Raw genomic sequence first — 18,735 nt, 5'->3', positions numbered from 1 at the left:
GAGGGCTCCGATCAGTGCATGTAGAGGCCGCCGTCGACGTTCAGGGTCTGACCCGTCACGAATCCGGCGTCCTCGCTGATGAGGTAGGAGACGGCCGCGGCGATGTCGCGCGGGGTCCCGATGCGGGGGAGCACGCCGTCGGCCGCCATGGCCGTCTTGCGCTCCTCGGTGAGGGTGCCGCCCATGATGTCGGTGTCGATCGGGCCGGGCGAGATCGCGTTGACCGTGATCCCCTGGTGGCCGAGCTCGCGGGCGACGCTCCGGGTGAAGCCGATGACGCCGGCCTTGGCGGCCGAGTAGGCGGTCTTGCTGAAGGTGCCGCCGCCGCGCTGGGCCGAGACGGAGGAGAGGTTGACGACGCGGCCGACTCCGCGCGCCGTCATCGACTCGACGGCGCGACGCGTGCTGAAATGCACGCCGTTCAGGTTGATGTCGATCACGCGCTGCCACTCCTCGGGGGTGACGTCGAGGTAGGAGACGGGCGAGGCGACTCCCGCCAGGTTCACGAGGGCGACGACCGGGGGCAGGGCGGCCTCGAGGGAGTCGAAGGCGGCGCGGACCTGCGCGTCCTTCGAGACGTCGGCGCCGGCGCCGGCCGCCTGCACGCCGTGCTGCTCGGCGATCTCGGCGGCGACCTCGCGGGCGGCGTCGTCGGCGAGGTCGATGACGCCGACGTTCCAGCCCTGCTCGGCGAGGTGGTGGGCGGTGTAGCGGCCGATGCCGCGGGAGAGGCGGCGCCGGTGAGGACGACGGTGCGGGATTCGGGGAACGCGGGCATGCGGTGGCCTTTCTGACGACTCTGTCGGGGGTGGTGCGCGCGGTGGCGCGTGCGCGCCGGCGGGTGCGCGACGGCCCGCGGAGGGCGATCGCGCGGATCAGCGCCGCGTCGCGGGTCAGGCGATCGGGGCGGGGCCCAGCTCGTCCATCAGCTTCTTGATCGCGACGTAGGCGCGGTTGCGGTAGGCGATGAGCTCGGCGGTCCGCTCGGCGGGCACGTCGAGGTAGCCGGCGCCCGACTTCGTGCCGAACTTGCCGGCCTCGACCAGTTGCGCGAGCGACTCCGGGGTCGCGAAGCGCTCGGGCCAGCGGGTCTGCAGCGACGCGTAGCAGAAGGCGTAGACGTCGAGCCCGGCCATGTCGGCGATCGCGAACGGGCCGAACACGGGCAGCCGGAAGCCGAAGGTGGTCCGCACGATCGTGTCGATGTCCTCGGGGGTCGCGATGCCCTCCTCGACGATCTGCGTCGCCTCGTGGAACAGCGCGTACTGCAGGCGGTTGAGCACGAAGCCGGTCGAGTCCTTCACCCGCGCCGTCTCCTTGCCGGTCGCCGCGACGATCTCCTCGGCGAGGGCGATCGCGCTCTCGGAAGTCGCGGCGTGCGGGATCAGCTCGACACCGGGGATGAACGGCGCCGGGTTCGAGAAGTGCACGCCGAGGAAGCGCTCGGGGCCGGTGACCGCCTCGGCGAGCGAGCCGATCAGGATCGTGGAGGTGTTGGATCCGATGACCGCGTCCGGACGTGCGGCCGCGCTGATCCGCCGCAGGGTCTCGTGCTTGATCTCGATCTTCTCGGGCACCGCCTCTTCGATGAAGTCGGCGTCGGCGACGGCCTCCTCGATCGAGGCGGCGGGGGAGAGGTTCTCGCGGATGCGCTCCACGGCGTCCTCGGGGAAGAGCCCGTCGGCGACGAACTGCGCGGTCTCGGTGAGCAGGCGCTCGTAGTTGCTGCGGGCGATCTCCTCCGAGATGTCGGCGATGACGACGGTGGCGCCCGAGAGGGCGAGCACCTGGGCCATGCCCCCGCCCATGTAGCCGGAGCCGACGACGGCGATTCTGCGTGCGGTCATGGTGCTGCGTCCTTACTTCGAGGTCCGGGCTGCCCGCGGGAGCAGGGTGCGGAGGTAGGTCTGGTTGGTGGAGCACATGCCGAGGCTGTCGCCGCCGTAGTGCTCGGCGAGGAGGATCCCGCGGAATCCGCCCTCGACGGCGTCGCGCATCACCTGCCGGTAGTTGATGAGCCCTGCCTCCATGCTCGAGGGGACCGAGGTCGCCCAGCTGCCGTCGGCCGACTCGTCGCGCGTGTAGTTCTTGACGTGCATGTAGTTGGCGTAGGGGAGGGTCTTGGCGAAGAGCTCGCGCCAGTCCTCGACCGGGCGGTGCAGGCGGATGAGGTTGGCGACGTCGGGGTTGAGGCCCACGTTGTCCAGTCCCACGTCCTCGACGAAGCACACGGCGCTGTCGGCGGTGCCGAGGTAGGTGTCCTCGTAGAGCTCGAGGGCGAGCGGCAGTCCGACGTCGGCGGCGTGCTTCCCGAGCTCGCGGATGCGGCTGACCGCGGCGTTCCAGACGTCCGGGTCGTCGGGGTCCTTCGGTCCCTCGGCGGTCCAGAACCACAGCGCGCGCTTCTGCGCCTCGCTGAAGGGCTGGTGCAGCCCGGTCGAGAAGACCTTCATGCCCCACTCGGCCGCGGCGTCGATGGTGCGGTGCGCGTAGGCGAGGTTCTCCTCCTCGCGGCCCGGCATGATCACGCTCTGGCGCTGCAGGTGCACGGAGGGGATGCCGACGCCGTGCGAGCGCGCGATGTCGAGGAACTCGTCGCGGCGCGAGGGCTCGAGGTCGGCGGGGCGGACGTGGCTGTCGGCCAGCTCGGCGAGCGTGAATCCGACGCCCTCGACCTGGGCGAACAGGTCGTCCCACACCTCGGGGGCCGCGTCGTGCAGGGCGACTCCGTCGCGCGAGACCGGGGGGATGCCGTGGAGGCAGGTGGCGATGGGCCAGGTCTCGGCGGTCCAGGTGTCGGGGTCCCAGTCGACGGCGTCCCAGGTCTGGGCTCCGGTCGGGGCTTCGGCGTCTGCTGCGCCGGTCGTGACGTCGGTCATCCGTGCTCCCTCGCACTCGTTGCGCCCGGCCCTGGACGCACAAAAGATCCTATAGGAAATATAGTCCGGATCGAGGGGAGCGCAAGGGGGGTGGTGGCGGGAAGCCTTTGTGCGGGATGCCGCTCCGGTGCGCCCCGCGCGGCGTAGCGCAGACCGGGGTGGCGTCTCGAGGGGGTGTTCTCGAGGGTGTGCGGGGCGGGTCTGGGAGGACTCGGTAGCGGACGCGCTGATGGCGGGGACCCAGGGAGGGATCCCCGCCATCAGCGGTGGTGGTGCGGGTCAGTCCAGGGTCGAGCGGACCGCGGTGCGCGCCTGCTCGAGCGCGGTGCGCAGGGCGTCGACGCTCTCGGGAGTGACGTCGCCGCGCGAGGCGGCCGTCCGCAGCTCGGCGCGCAGCTCGTCGCGGAACTCGGTGAGCAGCACCTCCGCGTCGCGGAGCGCGAGACGCGACGCCGTGCGCGCATCGGTCGGGGCGGGCATCGGCTCGCGGGCGGGCTCGGCGGCCGACTCGTCCTGCGTGCGCGGCGGCTGCTCCGACGAGTGCTCGGGAGTGCGGGACTCACCGCGGTCGCCCCGGTCGCCCCGCGCGTCGCGGGCGGCGCTGGCGAGGTCGGCGCGGAGGCTCTTCATCGCCTCCGCGACGCCCAGGCGGACCTCGTCGGCGAGACGGCGGACCGAGTCCGTCAGCTCGTCCTCGATGTCGCCCAGGTCCGTCGCCCGGTTCGCGAGCTCGGCGCGGCCGTCGTCGGTGATGGAGTAGACGGTCTTGCGGCCGTCGGCCTCCTTCGTCACGAGGCCCTCCTCCTCGAGCTTCGCGAGGCGCGGGTACACCGTGCCGGCGCTCGGCGCGTAGGTGCCGCCGAAGCGGTCGCTCAGAGCCTGGATCAGCTCGTAGCCGTGCTTGGGGGCCTCGGCGAGGAGGCTGAGCAGGTAGAGGCGCAGGCGTCCGTGCGCGAAGACGGGGCTCACAGGGCACCTCCGTCGACGGGGCGCTGGTCGTCGGTCGAGGTGCCGGCGTCGGGCGAGCCCCAGCCTGCGCTCTCGCCGCTCGGAGCGGAGGCGGTGACGGGGCTGCGGCGCACGACGGTCACGTCTCCCGTGACCGAGTTGGCGGCGATGTCGACCCACTTCGAGTCGAGCGAGCCGGTGGTCGAGGTGTAGCCGCGGCCGAAGGTGCCGCGCACGACCGAGCCGTCGAGCTGGAGAGTGCCCGAGACGGTGTTGATGCGGTAGCGGGCGCCCAGGCCCTCGTCGACGCGGACGGTGAGGTCGCCGCTGACGGTGTTGGCCTGGATCTGGTCGGGCGTGCCCTCGGCGTCGACGAAGACGCTTCCCGAGACCCCGTCGACCGAGAAGCGCGTGAGCTCTCCGGCCGCGGTGACGTCGCCCGAGACGGTGTGCGCCGTGACGCGTCCGGTGTGGTTGCGCACAGAGAGCTCGCCGTGGACGGTGTTCACGTCGATGTCGCCGTGCAGTCCGTCGACCACGACGTCGCCGCCGACGGTCGAGATGCGGGCGTCGCTGTGCAGGCCCGAGACGAGCCCGTCGGCCGAGACGGTGTCGAACTTGAGAGCCACGCCGCGGGGGACGAGCAGGCTGATGTCGGCGCGGTCGCCGCGACGGCCCAGTCCCTTCACGACCTCGACGATCGAGTCCCAGCGCAGCTGCACGTGGTCGATCTCGAGGCGGTCGCCCTCCATCGAGACCTTGAGCGCACGGCCGCCGACGCTGTGCACCTCGACGCGGGCCGTCGGCTCGTCGTGCGCGATGACGTCGATCTGGCCGCCCACGAGGGCGATCTTGACCGAGCGGACGACGTCGAGGTCGATGACCTTCGACTCGCCCGCCTGCACGAGCCATTTCTCGAGCGACATGAGCTCCTCCTTCTTCCGGCCCCGGTGAGGAGCCCTTGCTTGTAACGCGATATATCGCGAGTGGTGGAAGTCACGATATATCTCGACTCGTCGGCGGGGCAAGCCCGCTCAGCGAGTCCGCAGTTCCGGCCGTCTTGACTCTGACGCCGCGTCAACCCGTACCGTCGCTCCCACCGCCGCCGGATCCGGTCGGCGGGCGGAGGAGGGGAGCGTGCGGTGGATCGGGAGTGGTCGGTGCACGAGGTGGCGCGCCTGGCGGGAACGACCAGCCGGACGCTGCGGTACTACGGAGCCGAGGGGCTCCTGCCGCCGAGCCGCGTGGGGGCGAACGGGTACCGCTACTACGACGCCGCCGCGCTCGTGACGCTGCAGCGGATCCTGCTGCTGCGCGACCTCGGTCTCGGGCTCTCCGAGATCGGGCGGATCCTGCGGCGCGACACCGAGCCGGTGGCCGCCCTCGAGCGGCACCTCAACGTGCTGCAGGAGGAGCGGCGGCGGCTGGACCGCCGCATCCGAGCGGTCGCCGGGACCGTCGGGACGATGAAGGAGGGGACAGGGCCCATGGCCGAGGAGATGTTCGACGGGTTCGACCACGCGGAGCACCGCGAGGAGGTGGAGCGCCGCTGGGGTGCGCCGGCCTACGCCGACGGCGACCGCTGGTGGCGCTCGATGAGCGAGGAGCAGCGGGAGCAGTGGCGCCGGAGGCAGGCGGACCTGGCCGGCGCGTGGACCGCCGCGGCGGCGAGCGGAGCGGATCCGGAGGGGGAGGAGGCGCTCGCACTCGCCGAGCGGCACCGCGCATGGCTCGCCGAGGTGCCGAGCACGCCTCGGGACGCGACGGGCGGGCCGAGTGACGAGTACCTGCTCGGACTCGGCGCGATGTACGTCGAGGACGAGCGCTTCGCCGCGGCCTACGGCGGGGTCGCGGGCGCACGGTTCGTGCAGGACGCGCTGCGGGCGCTGGTCGAGCGCCGAGGGTGATCCCCCGCACGGGCGACCGCGTCTGCTAGACCGGGGGACATGGATCCCCTCGACGCACTGCACGAGATCGCGACACTGCTCGAGCGGGAGCGCGCCTCGAAGTACCGCGCCAAGGCGTTCCGCACGGCGATCGCAGTGCTCGAGGGCATGACGGAGGCCGAGCGCGAGGATCTCGGTGCCGTCCGCCGCGCGGCCGGGATCGGGGACACGACCTTCGCCGTGATCAGCCAGGCGCGGGAGGGCCGGGTGCCGGACTACCTCGCCGACCTGCGCGGGAGCGACCCGCTGCCGACGAGCGCCCTGCGCGGCAGACTGCGGGGCGATCTGCACAGCCACAGCGAGTGGTCGGACGGCGCGACTCCGATCCTCGCGATGGCGGACGCGGCCCGCGCGCTCGGGCACGAGTACCTGGCGCTGACCGATCACTCCCCTCGTCTGCGCGTCGCGCACGGCCTCAGCGCAGAGCGCCTCGAGGAGCAGCTCGCCCACCTCGCGACCCTCGACACCGGGCCGCTCCGTCTGCTGAGCGGGATCGAGGTCGACGTGCTCGAGGACGGCTCGCTCGATCAGACGCCGGAGCTGCTCGACCGCCTGGACGTCGTCGTGGCGAGCGCGCACTCGAAGCTGCGGACCCCGCGGCGCGAGATGACGGCGCGCCTGGTCGCGGCGGCGTCCGATCCGCGGACGGACGTGCTCGGGCACGTCACCGGCAGGCTCGTCGGCGGGGAGCGGGGCACTCGTCCGCCGTCGGAGTTCGACGCCGTCGCCGTCTTCCGCGCGTGCGCCGATCACGGGACGGCCGTCGAGATCAACTCCCGGCCCGAGCGGGAGGATCCGCCGGACGAGCTGATCGCCCTGGCTCTGGACGCGGGCTGCCTCTTCTCGATCGACAGCGACGCCCACGCTCCGGGCCAGCTCGGCCTGCTGGACTACGGGGCCGAGCGCGCCGAGCGGCTCGGCGTGCCCGAGGAGCGGATCGTCACGACGTGGCCCGTCGACCGGCTGCTGGAGTGGCTCGGGCGCTCCTGACGGCTGCTCCGCGCCGCGCGAGCGCCCGCCCGCGCGCGTGGAGGATCGAGATCGGAGGCGGTACCCCCTTGACAGTGCGCACAGTCCGGGGTGCTCCGCAAGTGGTGACATCCCAGCTTCGACCGGGCCATGCTCGTACTCGGTCCGCCGACACCGCGATCCGTCGAGCCCGAGGGCTCCGAAGGACGAGCGGTGCGGATGTGCCGCCCCATCCGCCCCGACGAGACCAGGTGAACCGTGGCCACCCAGACCGTTCTCGATGCCGTGCGCGGCGCGCCCACCCTGCTCGAGGCGATCCGGGCCGCCGACGAGCTCACCATCGCCGCGGTCAGCGATGGAGGCGGTCGCGCGGTGCGACTGCTGACCCGCGCCGCTCTCGACCCCTCCGACCAGCTGACGGCCATCGCCGCGGTGCACTCGCTCGCCCAGGTCTTCGACGAGGAGGCCGATCTGGCGCTGCTGCGCCTGCTCGCCGATGAGCGGCCCTTCGTCCGCGAGCACGCGGCATGGGCGTTCGGCGGACGCCTCCCCCGCCCCAGCGCCGTCGGCCCTCTGCTCCGGATGATCGGCGCGGGCGGTTTCGCCGGCATGCTCGCCCAGCGCACCCTGCTGCTGTGGGCGCCCTCGACGCCCGATCCGATCTCGCTCGCCCTGGAGGGCGTGCTGATCGGCGAGCGCGATCCGGGCGCCCGCTCGCGCGTCGTCGAGACCCTGGGCCTCGTGCCCGGTGCAATCGCCGAGCGGACCCTGCTCGAAGTGGCCGCCGACGAGGCCGAGGGCTTCGACGCCCGGGCCGCGGCCATCGACGCGCTCGGGGAGCGCCGCTCCGACGACGCCGAGCTGCTGCTGTCGCGCCTGACCGCACTGGACGGCGCGCTGGGCTCGATCGCGCGCACCGCGCTCCTCGACCACGCTCCGGCTCCGGTCTCTGACGCGGGACCGACCATCGCGCAGCTCTTCGTGCACGCCGACATCGACGGCACGCTCACGCGAGTGGGCGCCGGGGACAACGGCGGCATCGCGACGCTGCTGGTCCGGCTCGGCGACGCGCTCGAGGGCGAGGACGGCATCGAGCGCGTCCTCACGCTCTCGCGCGGGACACCGGCCGAGGCGGAGCGCGCTCTCGCCGAGCTGCCCTCCTCCGGCCACGGCTTCGCGCCCGTGCCCTTCGCGGGACCCGCGGTGCCCATGCCCGAGGCCTGGCCGCGCCGGGTCGCGGCCGAGCGGGGGATCCGCCGGATCCTGCGCGCCGCGGGACGGGTCGACGTGCTGCACCTGCGGATGGCCGACGTGGGGTCGCTGGCCGCCGCCGCGGTCGCCCGCGAGCTCGAGATCCCCGTCGTGTTCACCGTCGCCCCGGATCCGCACGCGCTCATCGCGGGCCTGGACGCCTCCGGCGCTCTGTCGCGGGCCGACTTCGGCGACCGCGACGCCGCGGACCACTTCTGGTTCCGCGTGCGCCTCGTGCAGCGACTCGCCGCCGATGCCGCCCACACCGTCCTGTTCCCGCGGGCGGAGCTGGAGCGGAGCATGCGCGAGCTGATCGGCATCGACATCACCGCGCACCCGGAGCGGCACACGATCGTCCCCGAGGGGATCGACGTGCGCCTGGTCGAGCGGGGCGAGCGGGCCGCGCGGAGTGCCGCCGCGGGCGAGCCCGTCGCGCTCGACGCGGGCGACGACCTCTCGGCCCTCGACGAGCTCCTCCGCGAGCTCCCGGAGGAGCGGCGCGGCCTGCCCCTGCTGCTCAGCGTCGGTCGCCTGCACCGGGTCAAGGGCATGGCCGCCCTGGCCGAGGCGTGGGCCGGCGATCCGTCGCTGCGCCGGCGCGCCAACCTCGTGCTGGTGGGCGGCGATCTCGCCCACCCCAGCCCGGACGAGCGCGAGCAGCTCGACCGCATCGGCGCCGCGGGCGGCTCCTCGGCGGGTCTCCTGCTCGCCGGTCACCGGCCCAACGGCACGGTCGCCCGGTGGCTGGGCGCGGTCCGGCACGGCAGGCCGGGTCTCGCCGCCCCGGGAGGCGCGTACGTCTGCGCCAGTGTGAAGGAGGAGTTCGGCATCGCCCTGCTCGAGGCGCTCGCCGCGGGCCTCGTCGTCGTCGCTCCCGCGACCGGCGGTCCGGTCACCTACGTCGAGGACGGCGTCACCGGCTTCCTGATCGACACCGCCGACTGCGCCGCACTGGGCCGTGCCGCCGCGGACGCCCTCGATCTGGCGGGCGGTCCGCTGGCCGAGGACGCCTCCGAGCGCGGCCGCGCGATGGTCGCCGAGCGGTACACGATCGAGGCCATGGCGCGTGCCCTCTCGGGCGTCTACGCGCACGCGACGGCCGACCAGGAGCGGCCGCTGCGCTCGGATCTCGTGCTGGGGGGCGTCGTGACCCTGCTGATCGTGAGTCCGGACTACGCCTCCCACCTGCTCCCGCTCGCGACCCTCGGCACCGCCTGGCGCGACGCCGGGGAGCGGGTGGTCGTGGCGACGGGGGACGCGACCCGGTCGATCGTGGACGACTTCGGCTTCGACCACGTCGCGCTGCGACTGGGCCGGGGCTCGAACCCCGGCACGATCCGCGCCGAGGAGCAGGCTCCGGACGAGGGCGCCTCGCTCCGCGGGTTCTTCGACGCCACCCGGCGCGGCATGGTGCCGACCCTCGCCTACCAGGCGCGGGAGCGGCTGACCGATCTGCTGTGGGATCCGGCGGGTGTCGCCGCGCGGCTGCGCGAGATCCTCGACGAGGTGCAGCCCGACGCGATCGTCGTCGACCACCTCGCCTTCACCGCCCGGGTGGCGCTGCGCGCGCTCGGCGTGCCCTACGGCGACGTGGTGCTCGGGCATCCGACCGCCCTCACGGTGCCCGGCGAGGTCTACGGGTTCCCGCCCGTCTGGCCCGACGCCTTCGCTCCCGACCCGGACGGGCTCGCCGCCCTGCGCGCCCTGTGCGACGAGGTCCGCGACGCGTTCACCGCCGAGTGGAACGCCGCCCTCGCCTCGCTGGACCTCTCCGCCCCGTCGAGTCAGGACGCCTTCGCCGAGTCCGGCGACGTGCTGCTGCTGAACTACCCGGGCGGCCTGCACGACCCCGCGCGCACCGCCCAGCTGCCTCCGCACGCCTTCCTCGGCTCGGCCGTCCGCTCCGAGCCGGTCGACGACGAGGTCGAGGAGTGGCTCGCCGCCTCGGACGACCCGGTCGTCTACGTGAGCTTCGGCAGCTTCCTCTCGGTGCGCGACGACGTGCTCGCGCGCGTCGCGGCGGCGCTCGCGGACGTCTCGGTCGACGGCCGGCCGGTGCGCGTCGCGCTCGCCTCCGGAGCGACGGACCGCTCTGCGCTGGGCGAGCTGCCCCCGACCTGGCTGGTGCGCGGGTTCCTCCCGCAGGTCACGCTGCTGGGCCGCGCGGCTCTCGCGATCACCCACGGCGGCAACAACAGCGTCACCGAGTCGATGACCGCCGGCGTGCCGCTCGTGGTGCTGCCCTTCTCGACCGATCAGTTCGCCGGCGCGGCGGCGCTCGAGGACGCGGGAGTCGCCGAGGTGCTCGACCCGAACAGCGCCGGATCCGGGGCGATCGCCGCGGCGGCCCGGCGGCTGCTCGCCGCCGACCACCCGGGACGGGAGCGGCTCGCCGCCCTCTCGGCGGAGCTCACGGGGACGACCGGCCCCCAGCGCGCCTTCGCAGCCCTGTCCGGACTCGTCTCGCGCCGCTAGCCTGACCGGATGAGCGCCCTCCACGCCGAGACCGACCCGGAGCGGGGCCGCTGGGTGCTCGACGCGCTGGGCCCCTTCGCCACGTTCGAGGGCATCGTTCCGCCTCTGTTCGAGGCCGCCGTGCGGATCCTGCATCCCGCCTCCGATGACGCGGGGGAGCGGCTCAGGTGGCGCGATGTCGCGGAGCGCGCCGGGACGGTGCTGCATCCGCTCGCGCAGTGGGAGGACCTCTCGCGCCACGACCGGACGCTCGGCGCCCCGCGGCTCGGGGAGCTCGACCTCGACGAGCTGGCGGCGATCGCCGATGTCCTCGCCGGCGCCACCACGACTCGCGAGCGGTGCTCGGCGGCGTTCTGGGAGGGGACGGGCGTGATCAGCACGATCGTTCTCGGATCCCGTGACGTTCCGGAGGATCGGAGCGGGGCCGCCCGGGTCTCGGGAAGCGGACGTCGGGTGACGTCGCGACTCGAGAGCATCGCGCTGCCTCAGCGGGAGTCGCTCCTGGTCGACCTCGACGTCCGAGCGCTCGTCGACCCGGCCTGGGCTCTCGACGCAGGACTCGCGACCGCCGACGGCAGAGTCCTCCAGACGCCGATCGCACTCTGGCCGGACGACCGCGCCTGGTACCTCGCGAGCGAGATCGACTTCGACTCGACGCTGATCGGCGGCTCGGAGGAGCTTCGTCGCCCGGATCCTCGCGCTCGCCGATCGCGGCGTGATCGAGGCGCTGCGGCTGCCCGAATCCGTCGACCTGACGAGCACCGGCGATCGGATCAACGGGCGTGGCTGACCAGCACGACGAGCAGGACGCCGACGAGCAGGACGCCGTCGAGCAAGACGTCGAGCAGGCCGCCGCCCGGCAGGACGCGGAGCGCTGGCTCGTCGTGAACGGCCGCCGCTGGCGCCGCACCGACCCGATCCTCCCCGAGGAGCTCGTCGCCGCCCTGACCTCCCACCTCGGCCGAGGCCGATCGGGCACCCGGTCGGCGAAGCGCGCCGGGGACGAGGACGCGGTGGCCGCCGCCCGCACCCGCACCGGGCTCGCCAAGCACGGGCTCGGGGAGCGGGGCCCCGCCTGGTGGGACGAGCCCGAGGAGGCGCGGCTCTCGCGCGCCCGGGACGCGCTCCGCGACCTGGACGCTCTCGACGACGGGGACTGACTCGACACCTGCATGCCGCGAGGATGCCCCGGCGCTGGCCGGCGCGGATCCGGAGTGACGCGATCGGTGGAGACGCTCCGTCCCGCGCCCCTGGGGAGGACGTCAGGCCCGGAACGTCACCACGAAGCCGTCCGCCGGCTCCGTCGGGAACGAGCGGAGGCTGATCGAGAAGTCCTGCCCGGGCATCACGTCGTACGGGTGCCCGGTCGCGAGCAGTTCCAGCGCCTCGGCCAGCAGGTCGACGGTCGCGGGCTCGCCGGGGCAGCGGTGGCCGTCGCCGTAGTGGCCGCCGCCCTGCGCGATGAAGCCGTTGCGGTCGACGGGGGCGAGGAAGCGCTCGGGATCGAAGGTCTCCGGCGCGTCCCAGTGCGCGGTCGCGTGGTCGGTCGCGTACAGGTCGAGCAGGAACCACTGCCGGTCGGGCAGGGTCTCGCCCTGGAACTCCAGACCGCCGCGGGCCCGTCCGCCGACCATCGGGAAGAAGGGGTGGAACCGGCGCACCTCGTTCGCGAAGGCCGCGCGCTCCTCCGGGTGCACGAAACGCTCGCGCCACTCGGGGTGCTCGTGCAGCGCCAGCGCGGCGAAGACGACGAAGCGCCCTACCGCCACCGTCGGCCGAAGCAGGTTGAGCAGCTCCACGGCGGCGACCTCGATCGGCAGCGGGGCGCCGTCCTCCTCGGCATGCGCGATCCGGTCGACGATCGACGCCGCGCCGTCCTCGGGCGGCAGTCCCGCCGCCCGGCTCGCCTCGAGCAGGCCGCGTGCCCAGCTCTCGGTGCGCCGGCGCCGCAGCCGAGCCGCCCAGTTCGGCGGTCCGAAGCGGCCCGCGTTGTCGACCATGCTGCGCAGCTCGTCCGACCGCTGCTGCGCCTCCCGATCGGGGAGCGCGACACCGGCCCAGACGAGGACCGCGCGTCCGAGCACCTCGGCCGCCATGTCCTGCAGCGGCACCGGAGCGCCCGCGAAGCGCGCGGCGGCCCGCTGCCACTCGACCGCGAAGGCGTCGACGAGCCGCGAGCGCTCCTCCGGCGCCTCGATCAGCGAGAGGAAGAGCTTCTTGCGGCGCCGGTGCCGCTCGTCCTCGAGGGTCTGCACGCTGCCCTCGTCCTGCAGAAGGTGCAGCACCGAGCCGGGCAGGGCGCCCGCCCGGTCGAAGCGACCGCCCTCGTAGAAGAAGCGCGCGGCCTCGATCCCCCGGGCGACCACGACGGGCCGCCCGAGGATCCGGGTGCGGAAGGCGTCGCCTTCGACCTGCGCGAAGCGCCTCGTCCCGAACAGGTAGCCGTCCGAGAGGACCGCCGCGGTGCTGTCCAGGGCGCTCAGCGCGGGGATCACGCTCAGTCCGTCGGCTCGCTGACGCCCGCGTCGAGGTCGTCGTCGTCGACCGCGGTCGTGACGTCCTCGGCGGTGCTCTCGGCGTCGCTGACCTGCGCGTCGTCGCCCTCGGCCTGCGAGGGCTTGTCCACTCCGGCGTCGCTCACCGTGTCGTGGTTCTGCGGGTTGTCCTGGGGTCCGTCGATGCCGCTCATGCCCGATCTCCTCTCGCGCGCGGCGCGGGATGCGCCGACGTCACCACGCTAGGGAGCGCCGCGCGAGGCCTGCAGCCGGTTGACTCCGTCCGCTCCCGCCTGGCATCCTCGCGCGACCGCGTCGGGCGCAGGAGCGCCGTGCGCCCTCAGCTCCGCCGCAGGATCACGGGCGCGGTCACCCACACCAGCGCGATGATCAGCAGGACCGCGCCGCCCGCCACGAGCCCCGCCGCCTGGGTGAGGACGAAGTCGAACACGAACGTCACGACTCCCACGAAGAGGAGGGAGCCGGCAGCGAGGCAGGTCAGGACGATGCGGTTGCCGAAGCGCACCAGCTCCGCCTTGCGTCCGCGTGCGAACAGCAGGCGGTGCACGGTGACCGGGGCCAGCGCCAGCACGGTCACCGACGCGGCGAGGAACACGAGCACCAGGTAGAGCGCGACATCCGGGGCGGCGAGCTCGGTGAAGCGCTGCTGGAAGCAGAGGGTGAGCAGGAAGCCGCCGAGGATCTGCGTGCCGGTCTGCACGACGCGCAGCTCCTGCAGGATCTCGTTCCAGTTGCGATCGGAGCGCTCCTCCGGCGTCTCGTCGCGGCCCGCTCCCGGCTGCGGTCGGCTCTCGTGTCCAGTCATGGACAGGAGGGTAGCGCCGCCGCAGGTCTCCCCGTGTTCACCGTCCGCCGTCATACTCGTCAGGCCGATCCCCATCCCCACTCCGAGGAGCCCCCCCATGAGCGACGCCCCCGCCGTCCTGTTCGTCTGCATCCACAACGCCGGCCGCTCGCAGATGGCCGCCGGCTATCTGACGAGCCTGTCCGGCGGCCGGGTCCAGGTCCGCTCCGGCGGCTCGGAGCCGGGTGCGAGCATCAACCCCGTCGCGGTCGCCGCGATGGCGGAGGAGGGCATCGACATCTCGCAGGAGGTGCCCCAGCAGATGACGACCGAGCAGGTGCGCGTGTCGGACGTCGTGATCACCATGGGCTGCGGCGACGTCTGCCCGATCTTCCCCGGCAAGCGCTACGAGGACTGGGAGCTCGCCGATCCGGCCGGTCTGCCGCTCGAGCAGGTGCGCCCGATCCGCGACGACATCCGCGGTCGCGTGGAGCGCCTGGTCGCCGAGCTGCTCGGCTGACCCGCAGGCTCAGACCAGGGACTGCGCGAGCGACAGCGCGCCGCGCACGCCCGACTCGTCGCCCAGGCCCGGACGCACGATGCGGATGCGCCCCGCCGACGTGCCCGTCGCTCCCGGCGCGCCCATCAACCGCTGCACCTCGGCCTCGACCGCCTCGAGCAGTCCGGGCGTCTTTGACACCCCGCCGCCGAGGATCGCCAGGCGCACTCCGGCGACGTACGCGAGCGTCGTGACGAGCTGGGCGAGGTAGAACGAGCTGAAGCGGAGGTTCGCCGCCGCGTCCTCGGGCCCCAGGCTCGAGCCGTCGACGCCCCAGCGCGCCGAGATCGCGGGCCCGGCGACGAGGCCCTCGAGGCAGTCGCCGTGGAACGGGCAGGTGCCGGCGAAGGTGTCCTCGGGATGGCGGCGGGGGAGGAGGTGCGCGATCTCGGGCCAGCCGCTGCCGGCGAGGAGGCGGCCGCCGGCGAGCAGGCCACCGCCCACTCCGGTGCCGACGGTGACGTAGACGAAGTCGGGCTCCCCGGCGGCGGCGCCCCAGCGCGCCTCGCCGAGGGCGGCGCCGTTGACGTCGGTGACCAGGGCGGTGCGGGCGCCGGGCGCGGCCTCGCCCAACGGACCGAGGACGTCGACGCCCTCCCAGCCGATCTTGGGCGTCGAGGTGAGGTGGCCGTAGGAGGGTGAGCCGGGGTCGACGTCGAGCGGCCCGAACGAGGCGACGCCGATCGCCGAGACGGAGCCCTCGACGCCGTGCCCGCGGACGAACGCCGCGATGTCGGCGAGGGTCTCGACGGGGCCGCGGGTGGGCAGCGTGGTCGTCGCGAGCAGCCGCTCCGGTTCGTCGAGGGCGGCGACGGCGGCGACGACCTTGGTGCCTCCGGTCTCGATCCCGACGAGGAGGGGGCGTGCGGTGGCAGTGCTCATGGGGGTCTCCGGAATGAATGTCCTACGTTGGCACTCCGACAGTAGCGGCCCGCGGTCGCGCCGTCACGCGATCCGCGGGCCGCAGCCGCGAGGAGGTGTCAGCAGGCCGTGAAGCGGGTGACTCCGATCGACAGGGTCAGCTCGCTCCCGAGCACGACGGCGGTGTCGAGGTGCTGGCGCTTGAGCGAGTCGATCGTCTCGGCGGGCACGCAGTCGGGACGGGCGAGCGAGAGCGGCGCCCCCTGTGCGGCGGCGACGGCCGCTCCGGACAGGGCGTCCGCGGCGCCCTCGCCCGAGGCGAGGTACGTCGTGGCGCTGAGGCCCTGGGCCGGATAGGCCTCGTTGATCAGCCGGCTCGTGGCGTACCGGCTGGCGCCGCCGATGCGGGTGGTGTCGCCGACCAGGGCGTCCACGTCGGCCTCGATCCCCGCCGAGACGGACGGCGCCTGGCCGAGGATCACCGCGCTCTCGGGGTCGAGGCGGGTGATGGCGGAGCGGGTGGCGTCGTCGACGTCGGGCTCGGCGCCGTCGACCAGCAGGACGGCCTGGCCCCTCCGGCCCGCGACCGGGGCGACGGACAGGGCGTCGGGGAAGCTGCCGCCGGTGGCGAGGAACAGCTCGTCGGCCGAGCCGGCTCCGAACGCGTCCGCCACGATCCTCCGTGACGTGTCGTAGCGGTCCGTCCCGCCGATGCGGGTGATCGGGCCGGCGACGAGTGCGTCGATCTGCTGGTAGACGGCTGCGGACACGGTCGCGTCGCTGCCGACGACGACGGTCTTCTTCGGAGCGAGCCGCGTGATCTCGGCGGAGGTGCTCGCGAAGAGCGCGTTCGGGTCGGTGAGCAGGAGCGCTCCGTCCTGCACGGAGGCGGCGGGGGCGGCGCTCAGGGCGTCCGCCCATCCCGCGCCGCTGGCGATGTAGAGCACGGGCACCCCGGGCTCGAAGGACTGCGTGGAGGCGACTGAGGTGGCGTAGCGATCGCTGCCCTCGACGCGGGTGGTGGAGAAGAAGTACGGGTCCGGCGCGAAGTCGATGCCCGTGACGGTCGTGCCGGCGACGTCCACGCGGGTCGAGGAGCCCACCCAGTCGGTGTCCTGCCAGAAGAGGTCGCCGACGGTCGGGACGGCGCCCTGCAAGGGTGTCTCGAGGACGCGGACGACGTAGGAGCCGTCGGGCAGGGCGGGAAGGGTGTAGCCGCCCGTGGCTCCGCTCGCGAGGGTCGTGACCGTCGAGGCGACCAGCTTCGCCTCGGCGACGTCGCCCGCCAGGGTCCAGGCCTGCACCGTGTACGTGTGCGAGCCGGGCACCGAGGCCGGGGAGGTGATCGAGCCGACCACCGGCGCCGGAGCGGCGTGCGCGGGCGAGGCGACGAGTCCGGTCAGCGCGACGGCGCCGACGGTGGAGAGGGTGAGCGCGAGCAGACGCGCGGAGGGCCGACGGCGGCGAGGAGTCACGGGAGTCTTTCCGATGGTCGCGGCGGACCGCGGCGGACACGAGGTCTTCTGAATCTAACGGGGCGGTGCGGGGGCGACGCCCCCTGTCAGGGGGCAGATCGGCGGCGGTCGAGTGGAATCCCGCGGTCGCGCCGGGGCTCGTGGCCGCGGGCGCGGTCTTCTGCAGGCGCCCCGTCGCTCCGCAGATGCGCGAGGCGACGGGGCGTCCCGACCGTTCTAGCGGCAGGTCGTGAGCGAGTCGACCGACGCCTGGAACGTGGGCAGTCCGCCGAGCAGCGTCACGTAGTCGAGCTCGTGCGCCTGCAGCTCGACCCGGGTGTCGTACGGGACGCAGTCCCGGTAGCCGAGGTAGAGCGGGGCGCCCAGGGCGGCGGCCGTCGGGCCGATCGAGAGGGCGTCGGCGAACGAGTCGGCCCGGGCGAGGAACGCGCGGTCCTGGAGCTCGAACGGCGGGTACGCGGCGTTGAGGAGGCGGCTCGTGGCGTCGCGGTTCACTCCGGCGATCCGGTCGACGTCGCCGACGAGGCCGGAGGCGACGAGATCGGCCTCGATGCCCGCCGAGATGGACGGGGTGCCGCCGACCAGCTGGCCCAGGTCCGCGTCCAGACGGTCGATCGCCGCACGGGTCGGCGCATCGAGGGCGTTCTGCGCCCCGTCCACGAGGATGACCGGCTGGCCCTCGCGCCCGGCGATGGGTGCGACGGAGAGGGCGTCGGGGAAGTTGAGCCCGGTGGGCAGGAACACCTCGCGGTACGCGCCGGCGGGGAACGCGTCCTCGACGATCATGCGGCTCGTCTCGTAGCGGTCCAGTCCGCCGATGCGCCGGACGGTGTCCGTCGGCGACAGCGCGTCGATCGCGCGGAGGACGTCCTCGCTGACGGAGGGAGCGCCGCCCACCACGATGATCTCCTCGGGCTGGAGCCGCTGGATCTCGGCGGCGGTGACGGGGAACAGCTGCCCGGGATCGGTGAGCAGCAGCGCTCCGCCCTGGAACGAGGCCGCCGGACCGGCGGTGAGGGCGTCCGGCCAGTTCGCACCGCTCGCGACGTAGAGCACCGGGACCGTCCCGGGGAAGGCCAGCTGCGTGGTCTTCGCCGAGGTGCCGTACCGGTCGTCGCCCGCGATGCGGTCGGTGGCGGACCCGAAGTCGCGCATGGTGAAGTCGATGCCGGTGCGACCAGCGGTCGTCAGCGGGACGACCCGCGCGTCCTTGAGCCTCGACCTGTCGAAGTAGTACTGGTCGTCGAAGTCCGGGTAGCCGGGCTGCGTGACGCGGAACTTGTACGAGCCGACCGGCAGCGCCGCGGCACCGCTGAACGACCAGTCCGAGGTGCTGAGCGCGGCGCCCGAGGTCGCCGTCTCGCCGAGGAGGCGGGGCCGCTCGCTGCTCGCCGGGTCGATCCACCAGGCCTGGACCGTGTAGTCGGCGACGCCCTCGAGGTAGCTGCTGTCGGGGGTGCCGACTGTCCCCGCGACGGAGGCGGTGCGCGGCAGGGTGACGACGATCTCGGCGCTGGCGCTGATCGGGTCGGCGTCCTCGGGGCTCGGGGTGTCGCCGTACCAGGTGGGGTACCAGGTCGTGCTGCCGGTCACCGACGCCTGCAGGTGGTACGGGCCGCCGGCGGGGAGGGGCACGCTGAAGGCCGCTCCGGTGACCGTCTCGCTGACGGTCTCGAGGTCCTCGTTCGTGACGCGCACTGTGTACGCGTCGCCCTCCGGTGCCGGGTGCGCCTCGTCGACGCCCGACAGGGCGAGGGTGCCCGTCACCACGATGTCGCCCTCAGCGGCCACGGCGACGGGGTCAGCGGACGCGGCGGAGGGTGCGGGGGCCGCTGACGGAGCGGTCTCGGCGGACGTCGCCGATCCCAGCGGAGGGAGCGGAGCGGCGCTCGCTGCAGGGCCGGTGGCGAGACCGGCGAGCAGCACGGCGGCGAGACCGACGGAGCTGAGGGGGACGAGGCGCGGCGCGCGACGGCGGCGTGTGGGCACGGCAGATCTTTCGAGAGGATTCGCGGCGGGCCGCGGCGGACACGGTGTCTGCATGCTAGCTGCGGGCCGAGGACGGCTCACGG

At 73.7% G+C, this 18,735-nt stretch carries 16 protein-coding genes and 1 pseudogene; 6 read left to right on the top strand and 11 right to left on the bottom strand.

Annotated features, from left to right (window positions below; genetic code table 11):
* Window positions 1-11: 11 nt before the first annotated feature.
* The 5 genes and pseudogenes from AC0CID_RS11580 to AC0CID_RS11560 all read right to left on the bottom strand — a co-directional run bounded on the left by AC0CID_RS11580 (window position 12) and on the right by AC0CID_RS11560 (window position 4,753).
* Window positions 12-778 (bottom strand): annotated as a pseudogene (locus tag AC0CID_RS11580) (SDR family NAD(P)-dependent oxidoreductase).
* Window positions 779-893: 115 nt separating this feature from the next.
* The gene (locus AC0CID_RS11575; protein ID WP_465226927.1) at window positions 894-1,847 is read right to left on the bottom strand and encodes a 3-hydroxyacyl-CoA dehydrogenase family protein; all 954 of its coding nucleotides are present in this window, start codon (window positions 1,845-1,847) and stop codon (window positions 894-896) included.
* A 12-nt stretch (window positions 1,848-1,859) separates the two neighbouring features.
* Window positions 1,860-2,879 carry a sugar phosphate isomerase/epimerase family protein gene (locus AC0CID_RS11570; RefSeq protein ID WP_465226926.1) on the bottom strand — a complete coding sequence of 340 codons (1,020 nt, stop codon included), beginning with the start codon at window positions 2,877-2,879 and terminating at the stop codon, window positions 1,860-1,862.
* Between the two features lie 279 nt (window positions 2,880-3,158).
* Window positions 3,159-3,848 (bottom strand): PadR family transcriptional regulator, encoded by a 690-nt coding sequence (locus AC0CID_RS11565; protein WP_465226925.1) that lies wholly within the window; start codon window positions 3,846-3,848, stop codon window positions 3,159-3,161.
* On the bottom strand, window positions 3,845-4,753 hold the full coding sequence (locus tag AC0CID_RS11560; RefSeq protein WP_465226924.1) for a DUF4097 family beta strand repeat-containing protein: 909 nt from the start codon (window positions 4,751-4,753) through the stop codon (window positions 3,845-3,847). Before AC0CID_RS11560 ends, AC0CID_RS11565 begins: the two co-directional genes overlap by 4 nt.
* 216 nt (window positions 4,754-4,969) lie before the next feature.
* Here AC0CID_RS11560 and AC0CID_RS11555 point away from each other — a divergent pair, with 216 nt between their 5' ends.
* The 5 genes from AC0CID_RS11555 to AC0CID_RS11535 all read left to right on the top strand — a co-directional run bounded on the left by AC0CID_RS11555 (window position 4,970) and on the right by AC0CID_RS11535 (window position 11,628).
* Window positions 4,970-5,734 (top strand): MerR family transcriptional regulator, encoded by a 765-nt coding sequence (locus AC0CID_RS11555; RefSeq protein ID WP_465226923.1) that lies wholly within the window; start codon window positions 4,970-4,972, stop codon window positions 5,732-5,734.
* Window positions 5,735-5,773: 39 nt separating this feature from the next.
* The gene (locus tag AC0CID_RS11550) at window positions 5,774-6,763 is read left to right on the top strand and encodes a PHP domain-containing protein (RefSeq protein WP_465226922.1); all 990 of its coding nucleotides are present in this window, start codon (window positions 5,774-5,776) and stop codon (window positions 6,761-6,763) included.
* 237 nt (window positions 6,764-7,000) lie between these two features.
* A complete protein-coding gene (locus AC0CID_RS11545; RefSeq protein ID WP_465226921.1) occupies window positions 7,001-10,468 on the top strand; it encodes a glycosyltransferase in 3,468 nt (1,155 codons plus the stop codon).
* A 9-nt stretch (window positions 10,469-10,477) separates the two neighbouring features.
* Window positions 10,478-11,356: a hypothetical protein gene (locus tag AC0CID_RS11540; protein ID WP_465226920.1), complete on the top strand. Its 879-nt coding sequence runs from the start codon at window positions 10,478-10,480 to the stop codon at window positions 11,354-11,356.
* On the top strand, window positions 11,353-11,628 hold the full coding sequence (locus tag AC0CID_RS11535) for a biopolymer transporter Tol (protein ID WP_465228092.1): 276 nt from the start codon (window positions 11,353-11,355) through the stop codon (window positions 11,626-11,628). Before AC0CID_RS11540 ends, AC0CID_RS11535 begins: the two co-directional genes overlap by 4 nt.
* A gap of 102 nt (window positions 11,629-11,730) precedes the next feature.
* Here AC0CID_RS11535 and AC0CID_RS11530 read toward each other — a convergent pair whose 3' ends face one another.
* The 3 genes from AC0CID_RS11530 to AC0CID_RS11520 all read right to left on the bottom strand — a co-directional run bounded on the left by AC0CID_RS11530 (window position 11,731) and on the right by AC0CID_RS11520 (window position 13,789).
* Complete coding sequence (locus tag AC0CID_RS11530; protein ID WP_465226919.1) at window positions 11,731-12,963, bottom strand: cytochrome P450; 1,233 nt, start codon at window positions 12,961-12,963, stop codon at window positions 11,731-11,733.
* Window positions 12,964-12,965: 2 nt separating this feature from the next.
* Complete coding sequence (locus AC0CID_RS11525; protein ID WP_465226918.1) at window positions 12,966-13,157, bottom strand: hypothetical protein; 192 nt, start codon at window positions 13,155-13,157, stop codon at window positions 12,966-12,968.
* A gap of 146 nt (window positions 13,158-13,303) precedes the next feature.
* A complete protein-coding gene (locus tag AC0CID_RS11520; RefSeq protein WP_207403547.1) occupies window positions 13,304-13,789 on the bottom strand; it encodes a DUF6328 family protein in 486 nt (161 codons plus the stop codon).
* 97 nt (window positions 13,790-13,886) lie between these two features.
* Between AC0CID_RS11520 and AC0CID_RS11515 the strand changes: the two genes are divergently transcribed.
* Window positions 13,887-14,288: an arsenate reductase ArsC gene (locus tag AC0CID_RS11515; protein WP_465226917.1), complete on the top strand. Its 402-nt coding sequence runs from the start codon at window positions 13,887-13,889 to the stop codon at window positions 14,286-14,288.
* Between the two features lie 9 nt (window positions 14,289-14,297).
* On the opposite strand, the gene AC0CID_RS11510 is transcribed toward AC0CID_RS11515, so the two are convergent.
* From AC0CID_RS11510 to AC0CID_RS11500, 3 genes are all read right to left on the bottom strand, one after another.
* A complete protein-coding gene (locus AC0CID_RS11510; protein ID WP_465226916.1) occupies window positions 14,298-15,209 on the bottom strand; it encodes an ROK family protein in 912 nt (303 codons plus the stop codon).
* Window positions 15,210-15,307: 98 nt separating this feature from the next.
* Window positions 15,308-16,663 carry a cell wall-binding repeat-containing protein gene (locus tag AC0CID_RS11505; RefSeq protein ID WP_465226915.1) on the bottom strand — a complete coding sequence of 452 codons (1,356 nt, stop codon included), beginning with the start codon at window positions 16,661-16,663 and terminating at the stop codon, window positions 15,308-15,310.
* 216 nt (window positions 16,664-16,879) lie between these two features.
* Entirely contained in the window at window positions 16,880-18,652 is a 1,773-nt protein-coding gene (locus tag AC0CID_RS11500; protein ID WP_465226914.1) for a cell wall-binding repeat-containing protein, read from the bottom strand.
* Window positions 18,653-18,735: the final 83 nt, after the last annotated feature.

The sequence above is a fragment of the Rathayibacter sp. AC451 genome, assembly GCF_979253095.1.
This window is presented reverse-complemented; position numbering and strand designations above follow the sequence as displayed.

Excerpts from the sequence above, each read along its gene's own strand:
- AC0CID_RS11570 (WP_465226926.1), bottom strand. The coding sequence starts at position 2,879 with ATGACCGACGTCACGACCGGCGCAGCAGACGCCGAAGCCCCGACCGGA.
- AC0CID_RS11575 (WP_465226927.1), bottom strand. The coding sequence starts at position 1,847 with ATGACCGCACGCAGAATCGCCGTCGTCGGCTCCGGCTACATGGGCGGG.
- AC0CID_RS11515 (WP_465226917.1), top strand. The coding sequence starts at position 13,887 with ATGAGCGACGCCCCCGCCGTCCTGTTCGTCTGCATCCACAACGCCGGC.
- AC0CID_RS11550 (WP_465226922.1), top strand. The coding sequence starts at position 5,774 with ATGGATCCCCTCGACGCACTGCACGAGATCGCGACACTGCTCGAGCGG.
- AC0CID_RS11540 (WP_465226920.1), top strand. The coding sequence starts at position 10,478 with ATGAGCGCCCTCCACGCCGAGACCGACCCGGAGCGGGGCCGCTGGGTG.
- AC0CID_RS11560 (WP_465226924.1), bottom strand. The coding sequence starts at position 4,753 with ATGTCGCTCGAGAAATGGCTCGTGCAGGCGGGCGAGTCGAAGGTCATC.
- AC0CID_RS11510 (WP_465226916.1), bottom strand. The coding sequence starts at position 15,209 with ATGAGCACTGCCACCGCACGCCCCCTCCTCGTCGGGATCGAGACCGGA.
- AC0CID_RS11525 (WP_465226918.1), bottom strand. The coding sequence starts at position 13,157 with ATGAGCGGCATCGACGGACCCCAGGACAACCCGCAGAACCACGACACG.
- AC0CID_RS11520 (WP_207403547.1), bottom strand. The coding sequence starts at position 13,789 with ATGACTGGACACGAGAGCCGACCGCAGCCGGGAGCGGGCCGCGACGAG.